General features: G+C 70.7%; 19 protein-coding genes and 3 tRNA genes. 14 read left to right on the forward strand and 8 right to left on the reverse strand.

What is annotated here, in order from left to right; all coding sequences use genetic code 11:
• Window positions 1–383 precede the first annotated feature (383 nt).
• A complete protein-coding gene (locus CK485_RS16160; protein ID WP_109453082.1) occupies window positions 384–1,391 on the forward strand; it encodes a regulator in 1,008 nt (335 codons plus the stop codon).
• Here CK485_RS16160 and CK485_RS16165 read toward each other — a convergent pair.
• The 3 genes from CK485_RS16165 to CK485_RS16175 all read right to left on the reverse strand — a co-directional run bounded on the left by CK485_RS16165 (window position 1,375) and on the right by CK485_RS16175 (window position 3,913).
• A complete protein-coding gene (locus CK485_RS16165) occupies window positions 1,375–2,163 on the reverse strand; it encodes an NUDIX domain-containing protein (protein ID WP_109451235.1) in 789 nt (262 codons plus the stop codon). The genes CK485_RS16160 and CK485_RS16165 overlap by 17 nt on opposite strands.
• Before the next feature lie 272 nt (window positions 2,164–2,435).
• Complete coding sequence (locus tag CK485_RS16170; RefSeq protein ID WP_109451237.1) at window positions 2,436–3,335, reverse strand: hypothetical protein; 900 nt, start codon at window positions 3,333–3,335, stop codon at window positions 2,436–2,438.
• Window positions 3,332–3,913, reverse strand: a complete 582-nt coding sequence (locus CK485_RS16175; protein WP_109451245.1) for a hypothetical protein — start codon at window positions 3,911–3,913, stop codon at window positions 3,332–3,334. Before CK485_RS16175 ends, CK485_RS16170 begins: the two co-directional genes overlap by 4 nt.
• A 234-nt stretch (window positions 3,914–4,147) precedes the next feature.
• Here CK485_RS16175 and CK485_RS28790 point away from each other — a divergent pair.
• Both CK485_RS28790 and CK485_RS16180 read left to right on the forward strand, forming a co-directional pair.
• Window positions 4,148–4,222: transfer RNA gene (locus tag CK485_RS28790), tRNA-OTHER, on the forward strand.
• 407 nt (window positions 4,223–4,629) lie between these two features.
• Window positions 4,630–4,977: a hypothetical protein gene (locus CK485_RS16180; RefSeq protein WP_109451247.1), complete on the forward strand. Its 348-nt coding sequence runs from the start codon at window positions 4,630–4,632 to the stop codon at window positions 4,975–4,977.
• Window positions 4,978–5,114: 137 nt separating this feature from the next.
• On the opposite strand, the gene CK485_RS16185 is transcribed toward CK485_RS16180, so the two are convergent.
• Both CK485_RS16185 and CK485_RS16190 read right to left on the reverse strand, forming a co-directional pair.
• A complete protein-coding gene (locus CK485_RS16185; protein ID WP_109451249.1) occupies window positions 5,115–5,534 on the reverse strand; it encodes a hypothetical protein in 420 nt (139 codons plus the stop codon).
• Between the two features lie 30 nt (window positions 5,535–5,564).
• Window positions 5,565–6,035 carry a hypothetical protein gene (locus CK485_RS16190; protein WP_199239366.1) on the reverse strand — a complete coding sequence of 157 codons (471 nt, stop codon included), beginning with the start codon at window positions 6,033–6,035 and terminating at the stop codon, window positions 5,565–5,567.
• Between the two features lie 493 nt (window positions 6,036–6,528).
• Between CK485_RS16190 and CK485_RS16195 the strand changes: the two genes are divergently transcribed.
• Complete coding sequence (locus CK485_RS16195; RefSeq protein ID WP_109451251.1) at window positions 6,529–6,990, forward strand: lamin tail domain-containing protein; 462 nt, start codon at window positions 6,529–6,531, stop codon at window positions 6,988–6,990.
• A 326-nt stretch (window positions 6,991–7,316) separates the two neighbouring features.
• On the opposite strand, the gene CK485_RS16200 is transcribed toward CK485_RS16195, so the two are convergent.
• Window positions 7,317–9,752, reverse strand: coding sequence for a glycosyltransferase family 39 protein (locus tag CK485_RS16200; protein ID WP_109451253.1), 2,436 nt, complete (start codon window positions 9,750–9,752; stop codon window positions 7,317–7,319).
• A 330-nt stretch (window positions 9,753–10,082) separates the two neighbouring features.
• Here CK485_RS16200 and CK485_RS16205 point away from each other — a divergent pair, with 330 nt between their 5' ends.
• Window positions 10,083–10,742: an SDR family oxidoreductase gene (locus tag CK485_RS16205; RefSeq protein ID WP_109451255.1), complete on the forward strand. Its 660-nt coding sequence runs from the start codon at window positions 10,083–10,085 to the stop codon at window positions 10,740–10,742.
• 88 nt (window positions 10,743–10,830) lie between these two features.
• Here CK485_RS16205 and CK485_RS16210 read toward each other — a convergent pair whose 3' ends face one another.
• Window positions 10,831–12,102 (reverse strand): amidohydrolase family protein, encoded by a 1,272-nt coding sequence (locus tag CK485_RS16210; RefSeq protein WP_109451257.1) that lies wholly within the window; start codon window positions 12,100–12,102, stop codon window positions 10,831–10,833.
• A 345-nt stretch (window positions 12,103–12,447) separates the two neighbouring features.
• On the opposite strand from CK485_RS16210, the gene CK485_RS16215 reads away from it, so the two are divergent.
• The 9 genes from CK485_RS16215 to CK485_RS16255 all read left to right on the forward strand — a co-directional run bounded on the left by CK485_RS16215 (window position 12,448) and on the right by CK485_RS16255 (window position 19,316).
• Window positions 12,448–12,520: transfer RNA gene (locus CK485_RS16215), tRNA-Thr, on the forward strand.
• 57 nt (window positions 12,521–12,577) lie between these two features.
• A tRNA-Met gene (locus CK485_RS16220) sits at window positions 12,578–12,650 on the forward strand.
• Window positions 12,651–12,734: 84 nt separating this feature from the next.
• Window positions 12,735–12,899: a 50S ribosomal protein L33 gene (gene rpmG, locus CK485_RS16225; RefSeq protein WP_004571794.1), complete on the forward strand. Its 165-nt coding sequence runs from the start codon at window positions 12,735–12,737 to the stop codon at window positions 12,897–12,899.
• A 209-nt stretch (window positions 12,900–13,108) separates the two neighbouring features.
• Window positions 13,109–13,561 (forward strand): MaoC family dehydratase N-terminal domain-containing protein, encoded by a 453-nt coding sequence (locus CK485_RS16230; protein ID WP_109451259.1) that lies wholly within the window; start codon window positions 13,109–13,111, stop codon window positions 13,559–13,561.
• Between the two features lies 1 nt (window position 13,562).
• Complete coding sequence (locus tag CK485_RS16235; protein ID WP_109451261.1) at window positions 13,563–13,997, forward strand: MaoC family dehydratase; 435 nt, start codon at window positions 13,563–13,565, stop codon at window positions 13,995–13,997.
• Window positions 13,998–14,100: 103 nt separating this feature from the next.
• Window positions 14,101–14,709 carry a TetR/AcrR family transcriptional regulator gene (locus CK485_RS16240; protein WP_241968367.1) on the forward strand — a complete coding sequence of 203 codons (609 nt, stop codon included), beginning with the start codon at window positions 14,101–14,103 and terminating at the stop codon, window positions 14,707–14,709.
• Window positions 14,710–14,793: 84 nt separating this feature from the next.
• A complete protein-coding gene (locus CK485_RS16245; RefSeq protein ID WP_109451264.1) occupies window positions 14,794–16,245 on the forward strand; it encodes an MFS transporter in 1,452 nt (483 codons plus the stop codon).
• 619 nt (window positions 16,246–16,864) lie between these two features.
• Window positions 16,865–17,920, forward strand: a complete 1,056-nt coding sequence (locus tag CK485_RS16250; protein WP_109451266.1) for a UDP-N-acetylmuramate dehydrogenase — start codon at window positions 16,865–16,867, stop codon at window positions 17,918–17,920.
• Between the two features lie 214 nt (window positions 17,921–18,134).
• Window positions 18,135–19,316: a hypothetical protein gene (locus CK485_RS16255; RefSeq protein WP_241968468.1), complete on the forward strand. Its 1,182-nt coding sequence runs from the start codon at window positions 18,135–18,137 to the stop codon at window positions 19,314–19,316.
• Between the two features lie 20 nt (window positions 19,317–19,336).
• Here CK485_RS16255 and CK485_RS16260 read toward each other — a convergent pair whose 3' ends face one another.
• A complete protein-coding gene (locus CK485_RS16260; RefSeq protein ID WP_109451268.1) occupies window positions 19,337–20,356 on the reverse strand; it encodes an adenosine deaminase in 1,020 nt (339 codons plus the stop codon).
• Window positions 20,357–20,431 lie beyond the last annotated feature (75 nt).

Genomic DNA, 20,431 nt, shown 5'->3' on the forward strand with positions numbered 1-20,431 from the left:
ATCTGCTCCGCACCGTGAAAGGAAGGCGATCTACCATCTGGTGCGCACCAGAAGGTAAGCATCTGGTGCGCACCAGAGTCAAGCCCCTCGCTCATTCGGGTGGTGGTTAGCCGCCTCGGTGCAATCCCAGGAGACCGGTACGAGCAGGGGGTTCGGTAGCCAACAGGGCTTAACTCTCGTCCTGTTAAGCCCTGTTGACCTGCGGCTATGTGGGGCATGCTGAGAAGGTCAGTTGGGGATCGATCGCCGGACGGTGGTCTGTGAGCACGGGACTTCGAAGTGCGCGGACGGCGCGCGGCTGGTCTCAGGAGCGACTGGTTCGCGAGATCGAGCGCTACGCCCGCCAGCACGTCACCGACGTTGCCTCGAATGCGAGTTTGCGGGTGTACGTGTCGGAATGGGAGAACGGCAAGCGCAAGATCTCGGAGCACTACGCGACGATCCTGCGGCAACTCCTCGGCGTTACTGACGCGGAGTTGCGGGGCGCGCCAGTCATGGCAGCGCTTCCGATGGCCGACGGATACAGCGACTTGCTCAGTCGGATCGACTCGGCCAGCAGCATTAGTGAGTCCATGGTGAAGGCGTTCAACGGTCAGACGGAGCTACTCCGCACAATGGACCGCGAGAGGGGCGCGGCACTCCTCATCGATCAGATGACGGGGCATCTTTCCGCCCTGGAAGACGCATTGAGCTTCGCCGTACTGCCGAGTGCGCGTCGCCCGGTGGCGCTTGCGCTCGCTGGCGCGTCGACACTGGCCGCGTGGCAGGCCATCGACGCGGGAGCGGTCGAACGGGCATGGCGCCAATACGAACTCGCGAAGCGGGCGGCGCGCGACGCTGAGGCACCGATGTACCTCGCCCATGCCATGGGAGAGCAGGCGTACGTGCTGTGCGAGGCTGGCCGGCCGGCCCTCGGGCTTGAGCTGATTCGTGACGCACAACGAGTTCTCGGGCGGAACGGATCGCCGCGGCTTTGGGCGTGGCTCTACGCCGCTGAGGCAGAGCTGTGTGCGCATGCCAACATGCCAGACGAGTCTAGGCGGGCACTCGATGCGGCCATGGGCAAGGTTCCTTCGGGCCCTGAGGACCGAGACCCGGACATGTTGAGCATCTTCCTGAACGACGCCCATCTGGCCCGATGGTGCGGCAACGTGTTAAGCCTGCTGGGCGACGATGACGCGGTGACCAGCCTGTACCGCGCCCTCGAAGTTGCAGACCCAACCTTTGTCCGCGCACGCGCTGGAATCCACGCGGATCTGGCCCATGCGCACCTGACGCGGGCCGAGTACGACGACGCGAACACCCACTTGCGGCAGGCGCGACTACTCGCGAACCGCACGGGTTCGGTGCGGCAGCGCCGTCGCATCGACCTACTCAGCGCGCGACTGTGACCCCCTGCGCACGTCGGCTTGCCAAGATGTGTAGCAGGGCAACGAGGGTGCCGGACCCCATCAGCTCACCGCGGGCCATGAGCCCTGGAATGTCAGCCAGGGGTATCCATTCAATGTGGCCGGCCTCTTCCAAGTCTGTCGGTGAACCGACCTTCTCGGCGCCGTGGCCTACGAAGATCTCGTGAGGCGAGTCGACCATGCCCACCATGGGCTGATAGGTCACCACGTGCTCTAGCGACTTTGGCCGCCACCCGGTTTCCTCGACGACCTCGCGTATCGCCGTCTCTGTCGTGTCCTCCCCGTCCTCGACGATGCCGCCGGGGAGCTCCCAGCCGAATTGCTGCGGCACGAATCGGTACCGCCACATCATGAGCACGCGGTCCTGATCGTCCAGAACGGCAGTCACGGCCACGCGGTGGAGCTTCACCACGTGGTGCTCAAACGGCTCCATGCCGGGCGGCTCTACGTCCCAGAGCTGAAGCTTGACCCACCGGTTGTCGTATAGGTCGCGCTCGCCATGGATGCGCCACGGCTTCAGTCCTTCCGGCCGCTCGACGCTCACCGCACCCGGCACCCGGTACGAGCTCCGTCCACGTACCTCCAGCGCGCCCTCGGAGACGAGGCGCGCGAGAACTTGCCGAAGCGCTGTCCGGCCGATGCCCAGCTCTTCGACGAGCGTGCGCTCTGAGGGGAACTTGTCCCCGGCGGTGTACACGCCAGCAGTGAGCCGTGCGTGAAGCGTCTCGTAGACCTTGGTCGTCTTCGGTCCCATCCGCGGGGCTCTCTCCGTTCCACTGCGGTGCGTACCAGCGTAGCGAGGATAAATCACGCTTCCCCCAGTCGATGCGTGAACGACAGACGTCCCCACATTCGAGCCTGCTGGTAGGAAGTAGTGGCCGTGCCAACTCATCCCCACAGCCGACAGGCACAGCCACTGTGGGGATGAGGATGGGTAGGAGGAGACTGACGTATCGCGCCGAATTTAGCGAAAATCCGCCCGCAACTCACAGGTGACGTGTGTGGCGTGACCATCTCGCTCCAGACTCAGGTCTCGAATAGTCCATCCTGTGACTCTGCAACGCGGACAAACCGGTACTCCGTCGAGCGTTCTCGCCCAAGCTGATCCTTCTTCTTTACGACTTCAATGAGGAAGGAAACCGGCATCCCAAGTTCAAGGTGCATTTCCATCAAGTTATCGGGTTCGATGTGTACATCATATGCTTTAGATTGACGGGTGGTACCGGTTTTAACCTTCACGACGCCCGACATGCGGAGTTCCGTGATCGTGCCCGCGACCGCTAGGCGGGATCGATAAGTCATTAGTTCACGCAGGCTGCGCACGTAACTCTTGCCGCGACTCGAAAGGTTGGAGGATCGAACGGTGCCGTCCACGCTGTGCCAGCGCATTTCCATGGACAGATCGAATTTATCTAGGGCTTCTACGACGCCGTCCAGGCCAGGGATTATGCGTTCCCATTGACGTACGTCCTGCTCATTTTCGACTGCGTTGACAAGCTTAAGCAGGTCGCGCATTGCGGGGTCCGCAGGCGAAGAATCAACCCTGCCTAGGCCGCCTTCCTCTTCGCTATTCTCAACCTTGGGGCGGACGTGCAACACCGTACTTCCGTGAGACAGGCCAGTTAGCTCCAATTCCACGTCTTTCCGTGCCGCAGCGGCAACCCCATCGCGGAGGGGTTTAAGGAGTGCATCACCGACGCGAAAATCCAGCACTCCTCGTTCGGCCACTTCGCCTCGTAGTCGGACTATCAGCTCTTCCGAAAGGGTGGCCTGGGGGTCGTAGTGGCGGGCCGCTTCCAGCCAATGTCGCCGCAACTCCTCTTCATATGCGTCGTCGCTGGATGGGGGGTCTGCCAGTTCAGCGAAGTATCGGCTGTTTGACTCGCGGTTACGCTCTAGAGCACGTTCACGCCAGCTCGTGCTCATAGGGTCACCTCCAGGTAGCCGCGCCGTGGTGCCGCACTCTCGATGGTGGGCTCACTCTTGTCTACCCCAGAGGTCCGACAGCGCTGCCACCAGTCATCCCACGCCCCTCTCTCCCGAAGGTACGCCTGATCCTCCGCATCCAAACGCTCGGCGCGGAAGACGGAGACGATCGGCCTGTAACGCACGGGAAGTGGTGACACTCCGAACTCGTCCAGCCGGGCCTCCCGATTGAACGCGGAGAGTAGCCAACGACTTCCGGGGAGTCCCTTCATGGCCGAAGCCGCTCGGTCATCGATCAAGACTGTGAGATCGATGTTCTGGGGGTTCACCTTCGTGCTGACGTAGCTCCCGCCCAGCCAGATGGCATGGACCAAGGAGACGTCGCCCACGTCCTCACGGTGACGTTCTTCGAGCTCAAAGAAACGGCTGAGGTAGCTCTCAAGGCCGGTCCAGAGTCGAGCCCTGGTCTCCGAGTCTTTGAAGATCAGGTCCTTGACCAGCAGTTTCTCAGCATTCTCCGGGCTGAGCCTGTACCTGCCGGGCCGTAGAAACCCGTCGTCCCCCCACTCAGGAATCACGCGCCCCTCCCCTGAGCATGCGTCCGCCGACTGGCACATGATCCCGGCTGTGCATGTATCGGGCAAGGGCAGCCGTCGTAGCGCGGTGACCGGTGCCGTTGTTGTCTGTGTGGGGCCAAAGAGCGTGGCTGGGGAGCGGCCCGGCGTACTGGCGAGGCGGGCCGCTCTGGACGAGGCGTGGACGATCAGAGGCAACTTCGACGCCAGACCTACTGTTTTTACAGGTCATCAGCAGTCGCGAGGGGAGAACAAGGGCAGACTGTAAATCTGCCGGCTCAGCCTACCCAGGTTCGAACCCTGGCGCCGCCACACGGACGACAAGACCCCGTGCGGCCTGCTTGAACAGCAGGCCGCACGGGGTCTTCTCGTTGGTCCGGGAGTGGGTACGTGCCGCAGGCGGGAGGCCTCCCCCGTGCCGAGGCGTCCCCCTGCGCCATGTGTCCTCCGGCGGGCCCTTCAGCGAGTCCTGCGGATCGGGCGGAACGAGGCGCGCCAACGTCTTGCGCCCCCCCGGGGGCCGCCTGCCCGGTGCCGGCCCGGGATGAGCGCGACGTCGAGGGCGCGGCCGGGCGCACGGGTCGCTCGCGGCGGGCCGTTGAACGCGCCTTGCGCTGGGCCATCCGGGCGCTTCGGCAACACCGCGGTCGCAGCGCTTCGTTGGGGGTGTTGTCTCAGGACGCATCCACGTCCTGTCCTCATCAGAGGAGGTCTTCTCAATGACGTTCCGCTCCAGCCGCCGCTTCGCCATCGTCGCCGCGGCGACGATGGCACTGGCCGGCTCACTGATGACCGCGTCTCCCGCGCTCGCGGCCCCGCCGCAGCCGTACGGCACGGTGGTCGCCGAGCACGGGACCTACGCGTATGCGCACACCCTTGTCGGTTCGCAGCGTCTCGCTTTCCTGCACTACGGTGCGGAGGTCGGCCTGCACTGCGAGGTGGTCGGCGAAACGGTCGACGGCAACAGGATCTGGTATGAGCTGCGCGACCGCATCGGGGGGCGGCTCGCCTGGACCCCCGCACGCTGGATGCGCAACACCGGCAGGGTGCCGGCCTGCTCCGCCTGACCCGGCAGGAGGCGGACCCGGTCGAGCGCAGTCCGCGCCGGGACGACCCGCCGGGCTGACATCGAGTGGTCGGGCGCGCGAACCTCTTCGGGCGCCCGAGCCCCCGCCGGTCCGCACGCCTCCCGTGCGGCCGGCCGTCACCGCCGGCGGGCTCTGAGGGGCGCACCGCCGGCGGTCCGGCGGGTGCGCCGGGCGGTGATCATGCTGAGGATGCCCACGACGAAGGTGACCGCGAGGCCGGTGGTCATGATGACGTTGCCCGTCACCGTGCCCAGGTTGTGCGAGGTGAGGTTGGGCGTCAGCTGGCCGGCCAGGCCACCGACACCGACGATCCAGAACGCGATGAACACCGCGAAGACCGGATGCCACCACCACCGCACGGTGACCGCCGTCAGCAGGCCGAACGCGACGAGGAACAGGATGCCCGGCGGGAAGCCGCCGAACTTGGCCGGATTCGCGAACCACTGGACGACCAGGCCCAGGACGCCGAAGAGCAGGCCGCCCAGCGAGACGAGAGTGCCGCGGCTGTGCCGAAGCGGCTGAAGCGTACGAAGCATGATGCGATCCCTTCACAAGTGGGCCGGGGGTCAACGGGACGCGCGGCGCCGGGCGGCCCGTGCCGGAAACGCCGACAACGCCGGGAACGCCGAGAGCGCCGCGAGGACGGCGGCGGCGACGAACCCGAGCACCTGGAGCCAGCCGGCGGTGAAGTCCAGCACCTGGCCCGGCTCGACCAGGCGGGACGCGGACGTAGGCGTGACGAGCCCGCCGACGACGAAGAACGCGCACATGGCGATGACGAGCGGCGGGACGAACCGCCACCACACCAGCACCACCAGCGCGGCGAGCGACAGGTCGAAGAACGGCCCTGGCCCGTCGTAACCGGTCGCCTCGTCGCCGATCGCGGCCAGGATCAGCGCCACGCAGATGGCGATCAGCAGAGTGCGGTGACGACCTCGGGCGCGGCCGATCGCGGTCCTGGCCGCGCTCCCGCCGCGCCGCGGTGTCCTCGCCGGGTCCGGTGCCCGACGTTCGCCGGGCGATGTCCGCGCGGTCACGGGACAGCCTCCTTGGCCGAGAGGATGGTGGGGTGGGTCGTTGACGTTCCTTCATCCTCATCGGGCGGCGCCCTCACGTCGTCGTATGGCGGGCGGCTTCCCGCGTACCCCCCTCGGCGTACGGACGACCGGCCGCGACATCTCCGGCCCCGAGTGACCCGGGGAGCGCGGGGCGGACCTCTGTGGGTTACCTGTGGGTCTCCCAGAACGCCGTTCCGCGGTCCCGGCAACCCGTGGCGGCACCCCCGGTGACCTGCTCGCCTTGCCGCCCAAGGGTCCGTGTACGCGGTGTTGCGCGGGGCGGTTCGCACGCCGGGGCGCGCGTGCTCCGCTTGACCGGGTTGTGCATATGTCCGTGTTGTGTAACGCGGCCATCCAACCTTCAACATCCGGGCGTTCGGCACGACAGAGTGAGGGTCCTCGGCAACACGCCGGGATTTCGCACCATTTGGCACCGCCGCGAGGCTGTGCCCGCCCAAGGGGGTCTCACGTTATGTCCCGACTGTCACTCCGCCTCGCCGTGACCACCGCGGCCGCCACCGCGATCGCAGCCTCCGTGGCCCTGCCGGCCGTCGCCGCCCCGCACGCCCCGCACGTCCCCGCTCCGCGCACCGCGGTGGCGATCACCAAGGTGCAGGCCGAGGGGCCCGGCAGCAGCCGTTCGGCCAGGAGCCTGGACGCCGAGACGGTCACCATCACCAACGAGGGCCGGACGTCCGTCAACCTCAAGGGGTGGACCCTCTCCGACACGGCCCTGCGGCACACCTACCGCTTCGGCTACGTGACCCTGCGGGCGCACCAGTCCGTCGTGGTCCACACCGGCTGGGGCCGCAACACCGCGCGCGATCTCTACCAGGGTTCGCGCAGCTACGTGTTCAGCAAGCGGCACGACACCGCCACCCTGCGCGACAAGTACGGCAAGGTCGAGTCGGTGAAGACCTGGGGGCACCGTTGATCAACAGTTGATCAACTGTTGATCAACTGTTGATCAACCACTGATCAGCTGTTGATCAATGGTTGAGTGACGGACGGCCGCCGCCCTGACCGGTCGGCGGGGGCCGGCCTCCACCGTGCACAGCAGCGCGCCACGGCCCGCGAGGGAGGGTCGTGGCGCGCTGCTGACGTGCGTGCCGAAGCGATGCCGGATGGAGCCGGACGGGTCGCTCCCGGCCACCGCCGGACGGCGCCGAACGGTTCAGTGTCGAGCCGCGCCGCGCCGCGCCGCGCCGCGCCGCGCCCGATCAGCGCCGGTTCGTGCCGATCGGCGCCGGTTCGTGCCGCTCAGTGCCGGCGCGAGCAGTCGTACAACCGCTGTCCGCCCGCCGTACCGCCGTAGTCCTTGACCGGGACGGCCGTGCAGGAGGACGTGGCCCAGTTGGAGATCTGCTGCGCGGCGCTGGTCGTCCCGGACCCGCCGCCGAAGCCGCCGAATCCTCCGAACCCGCCCATGCCGCCGCGGGTTCCGCCCGCCAGCACGTACTCGACCTGACCCGACGTCACCATCTGCTGGAACTGGGAGAGTGACGGCGACGGCACCTTGCCGGTGAAGCCGCCCAGCGGCAGGACGTCGGCGCCGGTGGCCAGTATGAACGGCGACGCCGTGCTCCAACTCGTCGTCGCGAAGACGTACTTGGCCTTGCCACGGTGAGCGCCGACGTACGAGAGCAGCTGCTTCTGCGAGGCGGTCAGCGTGCCGGAACCCGAACCGAAGCCGAACCCGCCGGCCATGCCGCCGCCACGACCCGCACCCCCCGCGCGCTCCGCCCCGCCGGGGGAGCCGTGCGCGGCAACGGGAGGCGCCGTGCCACGGAATCCGCCGAACCCGCGGCCGCCCTGCGCACCCGGCGTCGTCGGTCCGACCGACCCCATCATGCTCATCCGCCCGTACGTCGGGTCGAAGACCTGCGCCGCCCACGCCGACGGCGCGATCAGCATCGCCGCCAGGCCCGCGAGCAGCCCCGCCAGCGCGATCCGGCCGCGCGCGGTGATCCGGCCCCCGGGCCTGGCCAGCGCCAGCAGCACGACCGCCAGCACCCCGAGCCCGATCTCGACGGGGGCCAGCCAGGGCAGGAACGAGGTGAACTGCGAGGTCAGGTACGCGCCCCATGTCACCGTCGCCGCCACCGCCGCGGGCAGCGCCCAGGCGCGGCGGCCGCCCGCCCGGTAGGCGCGCCAGAGCTGGACGACGCCGCCGCCGGTGAGTGCGGCGAGCGGGACCGCGACCACGCCCATGTAGTACGTGTGACCGCCGACGCTGCCCGCGCTGAACACCAGGAAGTACGTGGCCAGCCACAGGCCCCACATCGCGAACCCGGCGCGCACCAGGTCGGTGCGCGGCTTGCGGCGCCGCCAGAGCAGGCCGCAGATCACCGCGATCGCGCCGATCGGGTACAGCCAGCCGGTCTGGGTGGCCAGCGACGTGCCGAACATCTTCGCCCAGCCCTGCTGCCCGCCGCCGAAGCCGCCGCCCCCGCCGCGATGGGCGGCCGTGGCGGTCGCGCCGCCACCGGCCCGCACCGAACCGCCCGCCGCACCGGAGTCCTGGCCGGCGAAACCCTGGCCGGCGGAACCCTGTCCGCCGAAGGCCTGCCCCCCGGAGCCCTGCGCGCCGCCGCGACCCGCGAAGGCGCCGCCCGGGCCTGTGCCGCCGGCGCGGTGTGTCCGACCGTGCCCGCCGCCACCACCGCCACCCCAGCCACCGAAGCCGGAGACGGCACCGGCACCCGCGTGGGAGCCCGCGCCGGAGGCCGACCCCGTGCCGGACGCGGCACCCGCGCCCGTTCCGGAGTGCGACGGGGCCGAGCCCCCGTGCCCGCCGAAGCCGCCCTGCGTCGCGCTGACGCTGCCCGTGGAGGCGGCGCTGATGCCGAGCGAGGAGAAGCGGTTCAGGAAGTTGTAGCCGACGACCATGCTGAAGACGGAGTTGTCCGTCGTGCCGTCCACGTAGGGCCGGTCCTTGGCCGGCGTCAGCGTCACGGCGAGCATCCAGGAGACCGAGACGGCGATCGTCACCAGCCCGGCCAGCAGCACGTGCCCGATCCGCTTGCGCCGCGAGACCGGCGCCGCCATCAGGTAGACCACGGCCAGCGCGGGCAGCACCGCCCACGCCTCCAGCATCTTGGCCTGGAAGCCGAGCCCCACCCAGACCCCCGCGAGCAGCAGTGGCCGCAGCCGTCCCGAGGCGGCGGCCCGCTGGGTGGCGGATGCGGCGAGCAGGACACAGAGAGTGAACGCCGGGTCCTCGACGGCGGTGCGGAACAAGCCCGCGGCGACCGGCGTCACGAGGAAGGCCGCCGAGGCGATCAGCGCCGCGTTCACCCCGGCCCAGCGCCGTACGACGCGGTACAGCACGAGGAGGCTCGCCACGCCTTCGAGGACCTGCGGCAGCGTCACCGCCCACGGGTGAAAGCCGAAGACGCGAGCGGAAATCGCTTGCGGCCAGAGGAATCCGGGGAGTTTATCCAGGGTGATGGAATTACCGGGATCGAATGAGCCGTAGAAGAACGCCTTCCAGCTCGTCGTCATGCTGCGCACGGCGTTGGCGTAGAACGAGTGGTACTGGCTGTGATTGATGCCCCACGCGTAGAGCACGGCCGCGCACGCGACGATGACCAGCAGCGCGGGTCTCGCGTAGGCCGGCTGGCCCGCCGGCGATCTCCACGGCGCGCGGCGATCGGCGCTGGCGGGGACGGTCGGGGTGAGGACGGTTGTTGCCATGCCCCGCAGTCTTCGGCACGCGAGAGGGGGGATCGCGCCGATCGGCGGAAGGGTAAGGGTTTTTGAAGGAATTTCTCATCGTGCCGATAGCAACGCTTTAACCGCCTGGAGGTGGTCTTTAGACGCGGGGGTGCGGACCATTACCCGCGGCGCACGGCGCAACGGAAACCGGACGCGAGGCCGGAAATGGCCGCGGTGTGGCCCTTCCGTGTTCTTCTTCACGCTTACGGGTCATGGCTCACACATGACGGCCGGCCCCTGGATCGCGCGGGCGCGCTGGATCGGCCGTTCCGGCGGCGCTTGTCGGTGCTCGGGCGTACGGTCGTAACCATGCGTACGGTGATCGCCGGAGGACACGGAAAGATCGCGCTGCGGCTGGAGACGCTGCTGAGCACGCGCGGTGACGAGGTGGCAGGCCTGATCCGCCGCCCGGAGCAGGCGGCCGACCTGCGCGAGCGGGGTGCCGAGCCGATCGTCTGCGACCTGGAGCGGGCGTCGGTGGACGAGGTCGCCGGCCATCTGCGCGGCGCCGACGCCGTGGTCTTCGCGGCGGGCGCGGGCCCCGGCAGCGGCGTCGACCGCAAGAGGACGGTGGACCACGCGGCGGCGGTGCTGTTCGCCGACGCGGCCGAGCGGGCCGGAGTACGCCGCTACGTGATCGTCTCCTCGATGGGCGCCGACAGCGAGCCGCCGCCCGGCACCGACCCGGTCTTCGCCGAGTACCTGCGGGCCAAGCGGGCGGCCGACGAGGACATCAAGGCGAGGCCGGGACTGGACTGGACGGTGCTGCGCCCCGGCGCGCTCACCGATGACGCGGGCACCGGCTTCGTCGCTCTGGCCGAGCACACCGGACGCGGCTCGGTGCCGAGGGACGACGTGGCGGCCGTGCTGGCCGCGCTGCTCGCCGAGCCCGGCACGGCGGGCCGCACGCTGGAGCTGATCGGCGGTCCGGTCCCCGTGATCGAGGCGGTCAAGGCCGCGGCGGCCTGACGCGGACGCGGCGGTCCTCCTGCGGCGACGCTTCAGGACACGGCAGGGCACGGCGGCGCGCCCGCACAGCGTCCTGCGGCGCGGGCCCTCAGGCCGGGGCGCCTCCGCTGCGCGACTGCCGGGGCAGGTCGAGCGCCGCGGTCGTGGCGCAGTCGGCGTACTCGCGCACCGCGCTGGTGCGGGAGATCACCCGGCCGCGGTGGATGACGATGCGGCTGTAGCCCAGGGACAGCACGCCGTCCACGCGCTGCCCGCGCACCGCGAGCAGTTCGGCCGGGAAGCCCGCCTCCACCCGGACCTCCGGCAGCCCCAGCACCTCCCGGGCCCGCCCGGCCACCGCCTCGTACGCGGTCCGCGCGCCGCACTCGCCGTACGACGCCAGCAGGAAGGCCGCCTCCAGCGGATCGCCGCGGCCGACCGGGTTCGCCGCGTCCCGCAGCGCACCGCATCCCGCCGCCACCCGGACCCCCGCCGCGCGCAGCGTCCGGAAGACACCCGCCCCGGGCCCGCCGCGGTCCAGCGCCCCGCAGCCGCCCTGTGGCAGGCAGACCACCGACACGCCCGCCGCGGCGAGTTGGTGGGCGACGCGCTGCCGGGTGTCGGGGGGCAGCGCGGCGAGCCGGCCGCACGGTGAGATCGTCACACCGGGGCGCAGACCGCCGGCCATCGCCGCCAGCCGGGCGAGCCGCGCCGGGTCGCCGCCGTCGGTGTGCAGGTCGACCGGGCGCCCGGCCTCCGCCGCGACGCCCAGCACGGCCTCCACGTAACCGGTCGGGTCCGGGTCCAGGTCCGGGACGCCGCCGACCACGGCCGCACCCATCTTGACCGCGTCGCGCAGCATCGCCAGCCCGTCCGCGCCCGCCACGCCGGTCAGCAGCCGGGGCATGGCGACCGCGGTCAGCTCCACCAGGCCGCGCAGCGAGCGCCGTGCCTTCAGCACCGCCTCCAGGGTGGCCAGTCCCTGCACGTCGCCGATCCGGACATGGGTGCGCACGGCGGTGGCGCCGTGTCCGAGTTGGAGCAACGCGGCCTCGGTGACCCGGCGCTGCACCTCCTCGGGGGCGTCGCTGGGCGGGCCGTCGGGCCCGGCGGTGAGCGCCGAGTCGAGGTGGGCGTGCGGTTCCGCGGGCGCCGGCAGCAGCAGGTAGCCGCCGAGGTCGACGCGGGCGTTCGGCTCGTCCGCGGTGGTGAGGCTGCCCGCGGTGCCCACCGCCTCGATCCGGCCGCCGCCGAGCCGTACGTCCACCACCCGGCCGTCGCCGAGCCGCGCGCCGGTCAGCAGCAGGGCCGGGGCGTCCAGCTCGCCGTGGGCGTCGGGACGGTCCGGTTGATGCGGCTGCGGGGGCACACTCTCGGTCATCGCGCTCCTCCGGTCCGGGCCGTCGGCGGTCGCCGCGCAAGATCACGCGGGAACGAGCGTAGGGCGAGCGGGCTGAGGCTTCGCGCAGGAGAGCAATAGTCGTACCGGGCCCTGTCGGCGGCCCGGGGCGGAGCCGGGATGCCGATGACGGTCAGTGACAAGGAGGGGCGGAGGACCGGCGGGCGTCAGGTGGCGAACCCCACTCCGGGCTGGACCCGGTCACCCCCTGGAAGCCGAGGCCGCACGCCCCGTACACCCCAGGGGAACGTTCCCGCACGGCCGGTCCCGGCGGCCCCGGAACGGATTTCACGTATCGACGCGGAGCGTGTAATGTCTTCCTCGCTCGCCCCAATAGCTCAGTCGGTAGAGCGTCTCCATGGTAAGGAGAAGGTCTACGGTTCGATTCCGTATTGGGGCTCTGATGTGACGGGAACCTCGTCCTCCATCGTTCGTGGACGGGGTTTTCGCTCATCAAGGCGGTGTAGCTCAGTCGGTAGAGCAAGCGGCTCATAATCGCTGTGTCACCGGTTCAAGTCCGGTCACCGCTACTCCGTGTAGCCGATTGTGGGATCGGTCCTTCGATCGGCTACTCTTTCCTGCGTTCACCCGTCTGTCCGTCAAGGAGCACTCACGTGGCTGCCACCGACGTCCGCCCGAAGATCACGCTGGCCTGCGTGGAGTGCAAGGAGCGGAACTACATCACCAAGAAGAACCGGCGCAACGACCCGGACCGTCTTGAGATGAAGAAGCACTGCCCCCGCTGCAACGCGCACACCGCGCACCGCGAGACCCGCTGACCCTGGGCCCCGAGCCCACCCAGCGGTACGAGAGCGCGCCGCGCGCGCATTCCAGAACGCAGCCGAAGGCCGCCCCTCAGCAGGGGCGGCCTTCGTGCGTTCCGTAGGCTTCGTACGCCCCCGTCACGCCCGGCCCGAAGGTACGCCGCGTGCGCCGACGCCGGGCCGTCCGGCCGAGACCGGCCACGCAACGTCAACTGGAGGCGCCGATGCCGCTCGACCCGTCCTTCGTCGGGCGTACGTACCCGCCCACCACGCCGTACGAGGTGGGCCGCGAGAAGATCCGCGAGTTCGCCGAGGCGATCGGTGAGACCGACCCCGCGTACCTCGACCCCGAGGCCGCTCGGGCGCTCGGCCACCCGGACGTGATCGCGCCGCCGACCTTCCCGTTCGCCATCACCTACCGGGCCGCCGCCCAGGTGGTCCAGGACCCGGAGCTGAAGCTGGACTTCAGCCGGGTCGTGCACGGTGACCAGAAGTTCACGTACACGCGCCCGGTCACGGCCGGCGACCTGCTGTCGGTGACCGTGAGCATCGAGTCGATCAAGTCGATGGCGGGCAACGACCTGATCACCGTGCGCGGTGAGGTGTCCGACGCGGACGGCGCGCACGTCGTGACGTCGATGATGATGCTCGTGGTACGTGCCGCGGAGGGTGAGTGAGATGGCCGCCAGGTTGACGTACGACGAGGTCGAGGTCGGCACCGAACTGCCGCCGCTGTCCGTGCCCGTGAGCCGGGCGACGCTGGTGCGCTACGCGGGCGCGTCAGGCGACTTCAACCCCATTCACTGGAACGAGCGGTTCGCCCGCGAGGTCGGGCTGCCGGACGTGATCGCGCACGGCATGTTCACCATGGCGTCCGCGGCCCGCGTGGTCACCGCCTGGGCGGGCGACCCGGCCGCGGTCGTCGAGTACGGGGTGCGCTTCACCAAGCCGGTCGTGGTCCCCGACGACGACAAGGGCGCCCTGATCGAGGTCACCGGCAAGGTCGCGGCCAAGCTGGACGACGAGGCGCGCACCGTCCGCGTCGACCTGACGGTGACGTCGGCCGGCCAGAAGGTGCTGGGCATGTCCCGCGCGGTGGTCCGGCTGGCGTGACGGCGAGGCCCGCGCGGGAGGGCGCGCGGGCCCGCCCCCTCCCCGTCCTTCCCGGCGGGGGGCCGCCTTGACAAGGTAGTAATTGATTACTAACTTAGGCCTCATGGCGGCGAACTCCCCAAGGATGTCGGCGGAGGAGCGGCGCGAGAGCGTCGTGCGTGCCGCGTTCGCCGAGTTCGCCAGGACCGGCTACCACGGCACCTCCACCGAGGCGATCGCCCGCCGGGCGGGGGTCTCCCAGCCCTACCTCTTCCGTCTCTTCCCCGGAAAGCAGGCGCTCTTCCGGGCGGCGGCCGAGCGGTGCTTCGAGATCATCGAGGAGATGATGGAGAACGCCGCCGAGGGGCTGCGCGGTGAAGAGGCGCGGGAGGCGATGGGCGAGGGGTACGCCCGGCTCATCCTCGACCGCGACGTGCTGCTGCTCCAGATGCAGCTGTACGTGGCCGCGGCCTCGGCGGAGAACCCCCAGCTGACGGAGTTCATCCGGCGGCGCTGGAGCGACCTGTGGGACGTCGTCCGCAGTCGCAGTGGCGCCACCGACGAGGAGATGGCCGGGTTCTTCGGGACCGGGATGCTCATCAACACCCTCGTCTCCCTCGGCATCCCCGCCGAGGACCGCTGCTGGAACGGCCTGGAGGGCTGCAAGACCGCCGCCGGACTCACGCCTTCGACGGCCGGCGCCGCCGAGAGCGGCACCGCCACCGTCATGTGAACCGTTCCCCTTCCGAGGAGGGGGTGCGCGTATGGCCGGAAAACTTAGTGACCGCTAACTAATTATGACTCTGCAGGGGGAGCCATGCCGAAGCCGATACCCGAAGCCAGAACCGCCCCGTCGGGCCGCTCCACGGTCGTCTGGGCCCTGATCGTGACCAGCGTCGCCGGATTCATGGCGGCCCTGGACAACCTGGTGGTCACCACCGCGCTGCCGTCGATCCGCAAGGACCTCGGGGGCGCGCTGACGGACCTGGAGTGGACGGTCAGCGCGTACACGCTCACCTTCGCCGTCCTGCTGATGTTCGGCGCGGCGCTCGGCGACCGGTTCGGCCGCCGCCGGATGTTCACCGCGGGACTCACCGTCTTCACCCTCGCCTCCGCGGGCGCCGCGCTCTCCTCCGGGATGGGCGAACTGATCACCGCACGAGCCGTCCAGGGCGCCGGCGCGGCCGTGATGATGCCGCTCACCCTCACCCTGCTGTCCGCGGCGGTGCCCGCGGAACGCCGGGGCATGGCCTTCGGCATCTGGGGGGCGGTCAACGGCCTCGCGGTCGCCAGCGGCCCGCTGATCGGCGGCACCCTGACCGAGCACTTCTCCTGGCAGTGGATCTTCTGGCTGAACGTGCCCATCGGCCTGCTCCTGCTGCCGTTCGCCCGGCTGCGGCTGAACGAGAGCCGCGGCCCCAACCCGCGCATCGACATCCCCGGCACCGCGCTGGTCAGCGCCGGACTGTTCGGCATCGTCTACGCGCTGGTGCGCGGCAACTCCGACGGCTGGACCGCCGCGCCGGTGCTCACCGGCCTGATCGCGGGCCCGCTGCTGCTGGCCGCCTTCGTCGCCTACGAACTGCGGGCCGCCAACCCGATGCTGCCGATGCGGCTGTTCCGCGGCCGGGCGTTCAGCGCGATCAACTCGGCGAGCCTGCTGATGTTCCTCGGCATGTTCGGCTCGATCTTCCTGCTCAGCCAGTTCCTGCAGAGCGTGCAGGGCTACAGCCCGGTCGAGGCGGGCCTGCGGATGCTGCCGTGGACCGCGATGCCGCTGATCGTCGCACCGATCGCCGGCGCGGTCTCCGACCGGATCGGCGGGCGCCCGGTCATCGCCCTCGGCCTCGCCCTCCAGGCGGCGGGACTGGCGATCTTCGCGGCGATCAGCACGGTCCACGTCTCGTACGCGGCGCAGGTCCCTGCGCTGGCCATCAGTGGCATGGGCATGGCGATGTTCTTCGCGCCCAGCTCCAACGTGGTCATGAGCAGCGTCGCCCCCGAGGAACAGGGCATCGCCTCCGGCGCCAACAACGCCCTGCGGGAGGTCGGCGGAGCGCTCGGCGTGGCGGTCCTGTCCTCGGTCTTCGCCCACACCGGCGGCTACACCTCGGGCCAGTCCTTCGTCGACGGCCTGCGGCCCGCCCTGTGGGCGGGAGCGGGCGCCGTCGCCCTGGGCGCGGCAGCGGCCGTGCTGATTCCGCGCCGCTCGCGGGTGGTCGCGGAGGAGGGAGCGGGGGAGCGGCGACCGGAGAAGGTACTCGCCTGAGGCGGCTTGCCGGTTTGTGTGGGCGGGGCGCTTTCGCGCCCCGCCCTTTGTGCGGAGTGTCGTCCGCGCCCCTGAGCGGCTTGAGAGGGGAGGGGGGCCAGAGTGCTACGCACCTGGTGTGCGGAGGGTTGCGTCTGCGCCGCTGCGGGGCTTGGCGGGGGCAGGGTGGCCAGGGTGCTGCGCACTCTGGAGGGCGGAGTGCTACGTCTGCGCCGCTGCGCGGCTTGAGAGGGCGGAGGCGGGGTGCCCACGGTGCTGCGCACCTGCCTTTGATCCCTGGTTGCTGCGCGCCCAGGGTGGCCCACGGGATCCGATTGGCTCCCGGGAGGGCGGAGGGGTCGCGGATTAGTTGCTTCCCCCTTGTCTCCGGCAACGAGTTGTCACCGCTAGATGCTTGTCGGGGACAACGGTGAGACAACTGATCCGGGACCCCTATGTCTCCCCGGGTTGCGCAGCGGGCCGGTTTCCCTCCCGTCTCGCCGGTCGCGCAGCGACCGGGTGTCCAAGGCAGGTGCGCAGCACCGTGGGCACCCCGCCTCCGCCCCCTCAAGCCGCGCAGCGGCGCAGACGTAGCACTCCGCAGAACGGCCCCCGCCCCCAGCCCCCGTAGGCTGTCCGCGTGCAGGTACTTCAGGACGCCCCCCTCGCTCCGCTCACCACCTTCCGCCTCGGCGGCCCCGCCGCGCGGCTGGTCACCGCCACGACGGACGACGAGGTCGTGGCCACCGTGCGGGAGGCCGACGACGACGGCACGCCGCTGCTGGTGATCGGCGGCGGCAGCAACCTCGTGGTCGGCGACGACGGCTTCGACGGGACCGCGCTGCGCATCGCCACCCGCGGCTTCACGCTGGACGGCACCGCCCTGGAACTGGCCGCCGGTGAGGTCTGGAGCGACGCCGTCGCCCGTACCGTCGAAGCGGGGCTCGGCGGCGTCGAGTGCCTGGCCGGCATCCCGGGCTCGGCCGGTGCCACGCCGATCCAGAACGTCGGCGCGTACGGCCAGGAGGTCGCCTCGACGATCACCGAGGTGATCGCCTACGACCGCGCCGCCCGCGAGACCGTCACCCTGTCCAACGCCGCCTGCGCCTTCGCCTACCGCGACAGCCGCTTCAAGCGGGAGCCGGGCCGCTACGTCGTCCTGCGCGTGCGCTACCGCCTGGAGGACGCGGGCGGGCTGTCGGCCCCGGTGAAGTACGCCGAGGTCGCCCGCACGCTCGGCGTCGCCGTGGGCGAGCGCGTCGACGCCGCCCTCGCGCGCGAGACCGTGCTGCGGTTGCGGGCCGGAAAGGGCATGGTGCTCGATCCGGAGGACCACGACACGTGGTCCGCGGGGTCCTTCTTCACCAACCCGATCGTCCCCGAACGTGAGTTCGACGCCTTCCTGGACCGCGCCCGGGCCCGCCTCGGCGCCGGCGTCGAGCCGCCCTCCTGGCCGGCCGGGGACGGCCTGGTGAAGACCTCCGCCGCCTGGCTGATCGACAAGGCGGGCTTCACCAAGGGGTACGGTGACGGGCCCGCGCGGATCTCCACCAAGCACACCCTCGCGCTCACCAACCGCGGTGCGGCCAAGACCGAGGACCTCCTCGCGCTTGCCCGGGAGGTGCGCGACGGGGTGCACGCGGCGTTCGGCATCACCCTCGTCAACGAGCCGGTGATGGTCGGCGCGCAACTCTGACGGCCGTTCCCGCCTCTTTCTGCCCGAAGGATCTCCTGAAAACGTTCATGAGATTCTCATTCCGTACGCCGACCGGCGGGCAGATTGGGGAGGACGACTCGTGCGCAACACGGGGAACGCGTACCCGGGCACGGACTCGGCGGATGCCTCGGGGCCGCCCTCGGCAGCGCACGTCGGACGCATCGGCCGCTGGCCGGTGCGCTGGCACCACGCGCTGCTGACGCTGTGGACGATCTGCTGGTTCTGCATCGCGGGCCGGCACGGCGGGGTCTCCTGGCACTACCTCAAGCAGGGCGAGCAACTGCTCTTCGGCCAGGTCGGCGGTGGCGGGCTGGCCCTGTACGCCAACCACCCCGAACTCCAGATCGGCCCGGTCAGCTTCCTTACCGCCGGGCTGTTCGCGCCGTTCCCGGCCGCCGTCGGCGAGCGGCTCGCCGAGGCCACCATGTCCGGTCTCGGGATGTACATGCTGGTCCTGATCGGCCGCGCCGCCGCCGACTACTACCTGGGCACCGGCGTCAACCACAAGCGCCTCCAGCAGCGCGTGCTCATCGCCGGACTCGCCTTCATCCCCATGTGGGTCGAGGTGTCGGTGCGCTTCGCCCACCTCGACGACGTGATGGCGCTGTTCTTCACCACGCTCGCGGTACGGGCGCTGGTCCGCGGGCGGGCCGTCGCGGTCGGCGTCTTCCTGGCGCTGGCCGTGGACTCCAAACCCTGGGCGGTGGCCTTCCTGCCCCTGCTGCTGGCCCTGCCGAGACCCACCTGGCTGCGGTCCGGCGCCTGGGTGGTCGGCCTGGTCGCGGTGGCCTGGCTGCCGTTCTACCTGACCCACATCAACACGGTGGCCGCCGCCCACTTCACCATCCCCAACCAGCCCGCCTCCTCGCTGCGCTGGTTCGGCGCCAACGACCCCGTGACGCCCTGGTGGGACCGGCCCGCGCAGATGGCGCTCGGACTCGGCCTCGGCGCGCTGGCGGTGCACCGGGGACGCTGGCCGGCCGTCGTGCTGCTCGCCGCCGACGCCCGCATCGTGCTCGACCCCAGCGTCTACACGTACTACAACGCCTCCGTGCTGCTCGGCACGCTGATCTGGGACGCCATCGGACAGCGCAGGCTCGTGCCGTGGGTGAGCTGGATCGCGTTGATCTCGCTGTACGGCAGCGCGCTGATCGTGCCGTCCGACTCCACGCGCGGCCTCATCCGGCTCGCGTTCGCCGTGGGGTCGGCGGCGTACGTACTGCTGTGGCCGGACCGCAGGACGCGCCGCGGGCGGGGCGGCCGCCGGAACGTGACCGCCGCCATCCCGGCGCAGCGCGGGCCGGCCGACGACGGGACCTGGCCGCCGCCCCAGCAGCCGCCGGGCCCCGGCCCGCTGTACGCCACCGGCATCTGAGCGCGCGGGGGCGCGGCGGTTCAGGCGGGCAGCGCCAGCCAGTCGTCGATCCCCGCCAGCAGGCTGCGCCGCACCTGTTCCGGAGCGCGTGAGCCGCGCACCGACTGCCGGGCCAGCTCTGCCAGTTCCTCGTCGGTGAACCCGTGGGCGTCGCGCGCCAGTTGGTACTGCGCCGCCAGTCGCGAGCCGAACAGCAGCGGGTCGTCGGCGCCCAGCGCCATCGGCACCCCGGCCGCGAACAGCGTGCGCAGCGGCACGTCCTCGGGCTTGTCGTAGACCCCGAGCGCCACGTTGGACGCCGGGCAGACCTCGCAGGTGACGCCCGCGTCCGCCAGCCGGGCCAGCAGCGCCGGGTCCTCCGCCGCCCGCACCCCGTGCCCGATCCGGCCCGCGTGCAGGTCGTCCAGGCAGTCGCGGACGCTGTGCGCCCCGGACAACTCGCCGCCGTGCGGAGCGGCCAGCAACCCGCCCTCCCGGGCGATCGCGAAGGCCCGGTCGAAGTCCCGGGCCAGGCCCCGGCGTTCGTCGTTCGACAGCCCGAAGCCGACCACCCCCCGGTCGGCGTGGCGCACCGCGAGCCGGGCCAGCGTGCGGGCGTCCAGCGGGTGCTTGGTGCGGTTGGCGGCCACCACGACCGCGATGCCGAGGCCGGTCTCACGGGAGGCGGACTCCACCGCGTCCAGGATGATCTCCAGCGCCGGGATCAGACCGCCCAGGCGCGGCGCGTACGACGTCGGGTCGACCTGGATCTCCAGCCACCCCGATCCCGCGCGCACGTCCTCCTCGGCGCTCTCGCGCACCAGCCGCCGGATGTCCTCGGGGGAGCGCAGCACCGAGCGCGCGATGTCGTACAGCCGCTGGAAGCGGAACCAGCCGCGCTCGTCGGTCGCCCGCAGCTTCGGCGGCTCGCCCGAGGTCAGCGCCTCCGGCAGGTGCACGCCGTACTTGCCGGCCAGCTCCAGCAGGGTGGAGGGCCGCATCGAGCCGGTGAAGTGCAGGTGGAGATGGGCTTTGGGGAGCAGGGTGAGGTCGCGCGCCATTCCCAGATCCTGCCGTAACGGTTCCGCCGAGCGGTAGCCGTTTCCCCGAAAGAGGAAGACGCCCGAAAAGGGGCC

The sequence above is a fragment of the Streptomyces sp. ICBB 8177 genome, from assembly GCF_003144095.1.
In the GTDB taxonomy this organism is placed as follows: Bacteria; Actinomycetota; Actinomycetes; order Streptomycetales; family Streptomycetaceae; genus Streptantibioticus_D.

Excerpts from the sequence above, each read along its gene's own strand:
- CK485_RS16165 (WP_109451235.1), bottom strand. The coding sequence starts at position 2,163 with ATGGGACCGAAGACGACCAAGGTCTACGAGACGCTTCACGCACGGCTC.
- CK485_RS16170 (WP_109451237.1), bottom strand. The coding sequence starts at position 3,335 with ATGAGCACGAGCTGGCGTGAACGTGCTCTAGAGCGTAACCGCGAGTCA.
- CK485_RS16180 (WP_109451247.1), top strand. The coding sequence starts at position 4,630 with ATGACGTTCCGCTCCAGCCGCCGCTTCGCCATCGTCGCCGCGGCGACG.
- CK485_RS16185 (WP_109451249.1), bottom strand. The coding sequence starts at position 5,534 with ATGCTTCGTACGCTTCAGCCGCTTCGGCACAGCCGCGGCACTCTCGTC.
- CK485_RS16195 (WP_109451251.1), top strand. The coding sequence starts at position 6,529 with ATGTCCCGACTGTCACTCCGCCTCGCCGTGACCACCGCGGCCGCCACC.
- CK485_RS16200 (WP_109451253.1), bottom strand. The coding sequence starts at position 9,752 with ATGGCAACAACCGTCCTCACCCCGACCGTCCCCGCCAGCGCCGATCGC.
- CK485_RS16205 (WP_109451255.1), top strand. The coding sequence starts at position 10,083 with ATGCGTACGGTGATCGCCGGAGGACACGGAAAGATCGCGCTGCGGCTG.
- CK485_RS16210 (WP_109451257.1), bottom strand. The coding sequence starts at position 12,102 with ATGACCGAGAGTGTGCCCCCGCAGCCGCATCAACCGGACCGTCCCGAC.
- CK485_RS16230 (WP_109451259.1), top strand. The coding sequence starts at position 13,109 with ATGCCGCTCGACCCGTCCTTCGTCGGGCGTACGTACCCGCCCACCACG.
- CK485_RS16235 (WP_109451261.1), top strand. The coding sequence starts at position 13,563 with ATGGCCGCCAGGTTGACGTACGACGAGGTCGAGGTCGGCACCGAACTG.
- CK485_RS16240 (WP_241968367.1), top strand. The coding sequence starts at position 14,101 with ATGGCGGCGAACTCCCCAAGGATGTCGGCGGAGGAGCGGCGCGAGAGC.
- CK485_RS16245 (WP_109451264.1), top strand. The coding sequence starts at position 14,794 with ATGCCGAAGCCGATACCCGAAGCCAGAACCGCCCCGTCGGGCCGCTCC.
- CK485_RS16260 (WP_109451268.1), bottom strand. The coding sequence starts at position 20,356 with ATGGCGCGCGACCTCACCCTGCTCCCCAAAGCCCATCTCCACCTGCAC.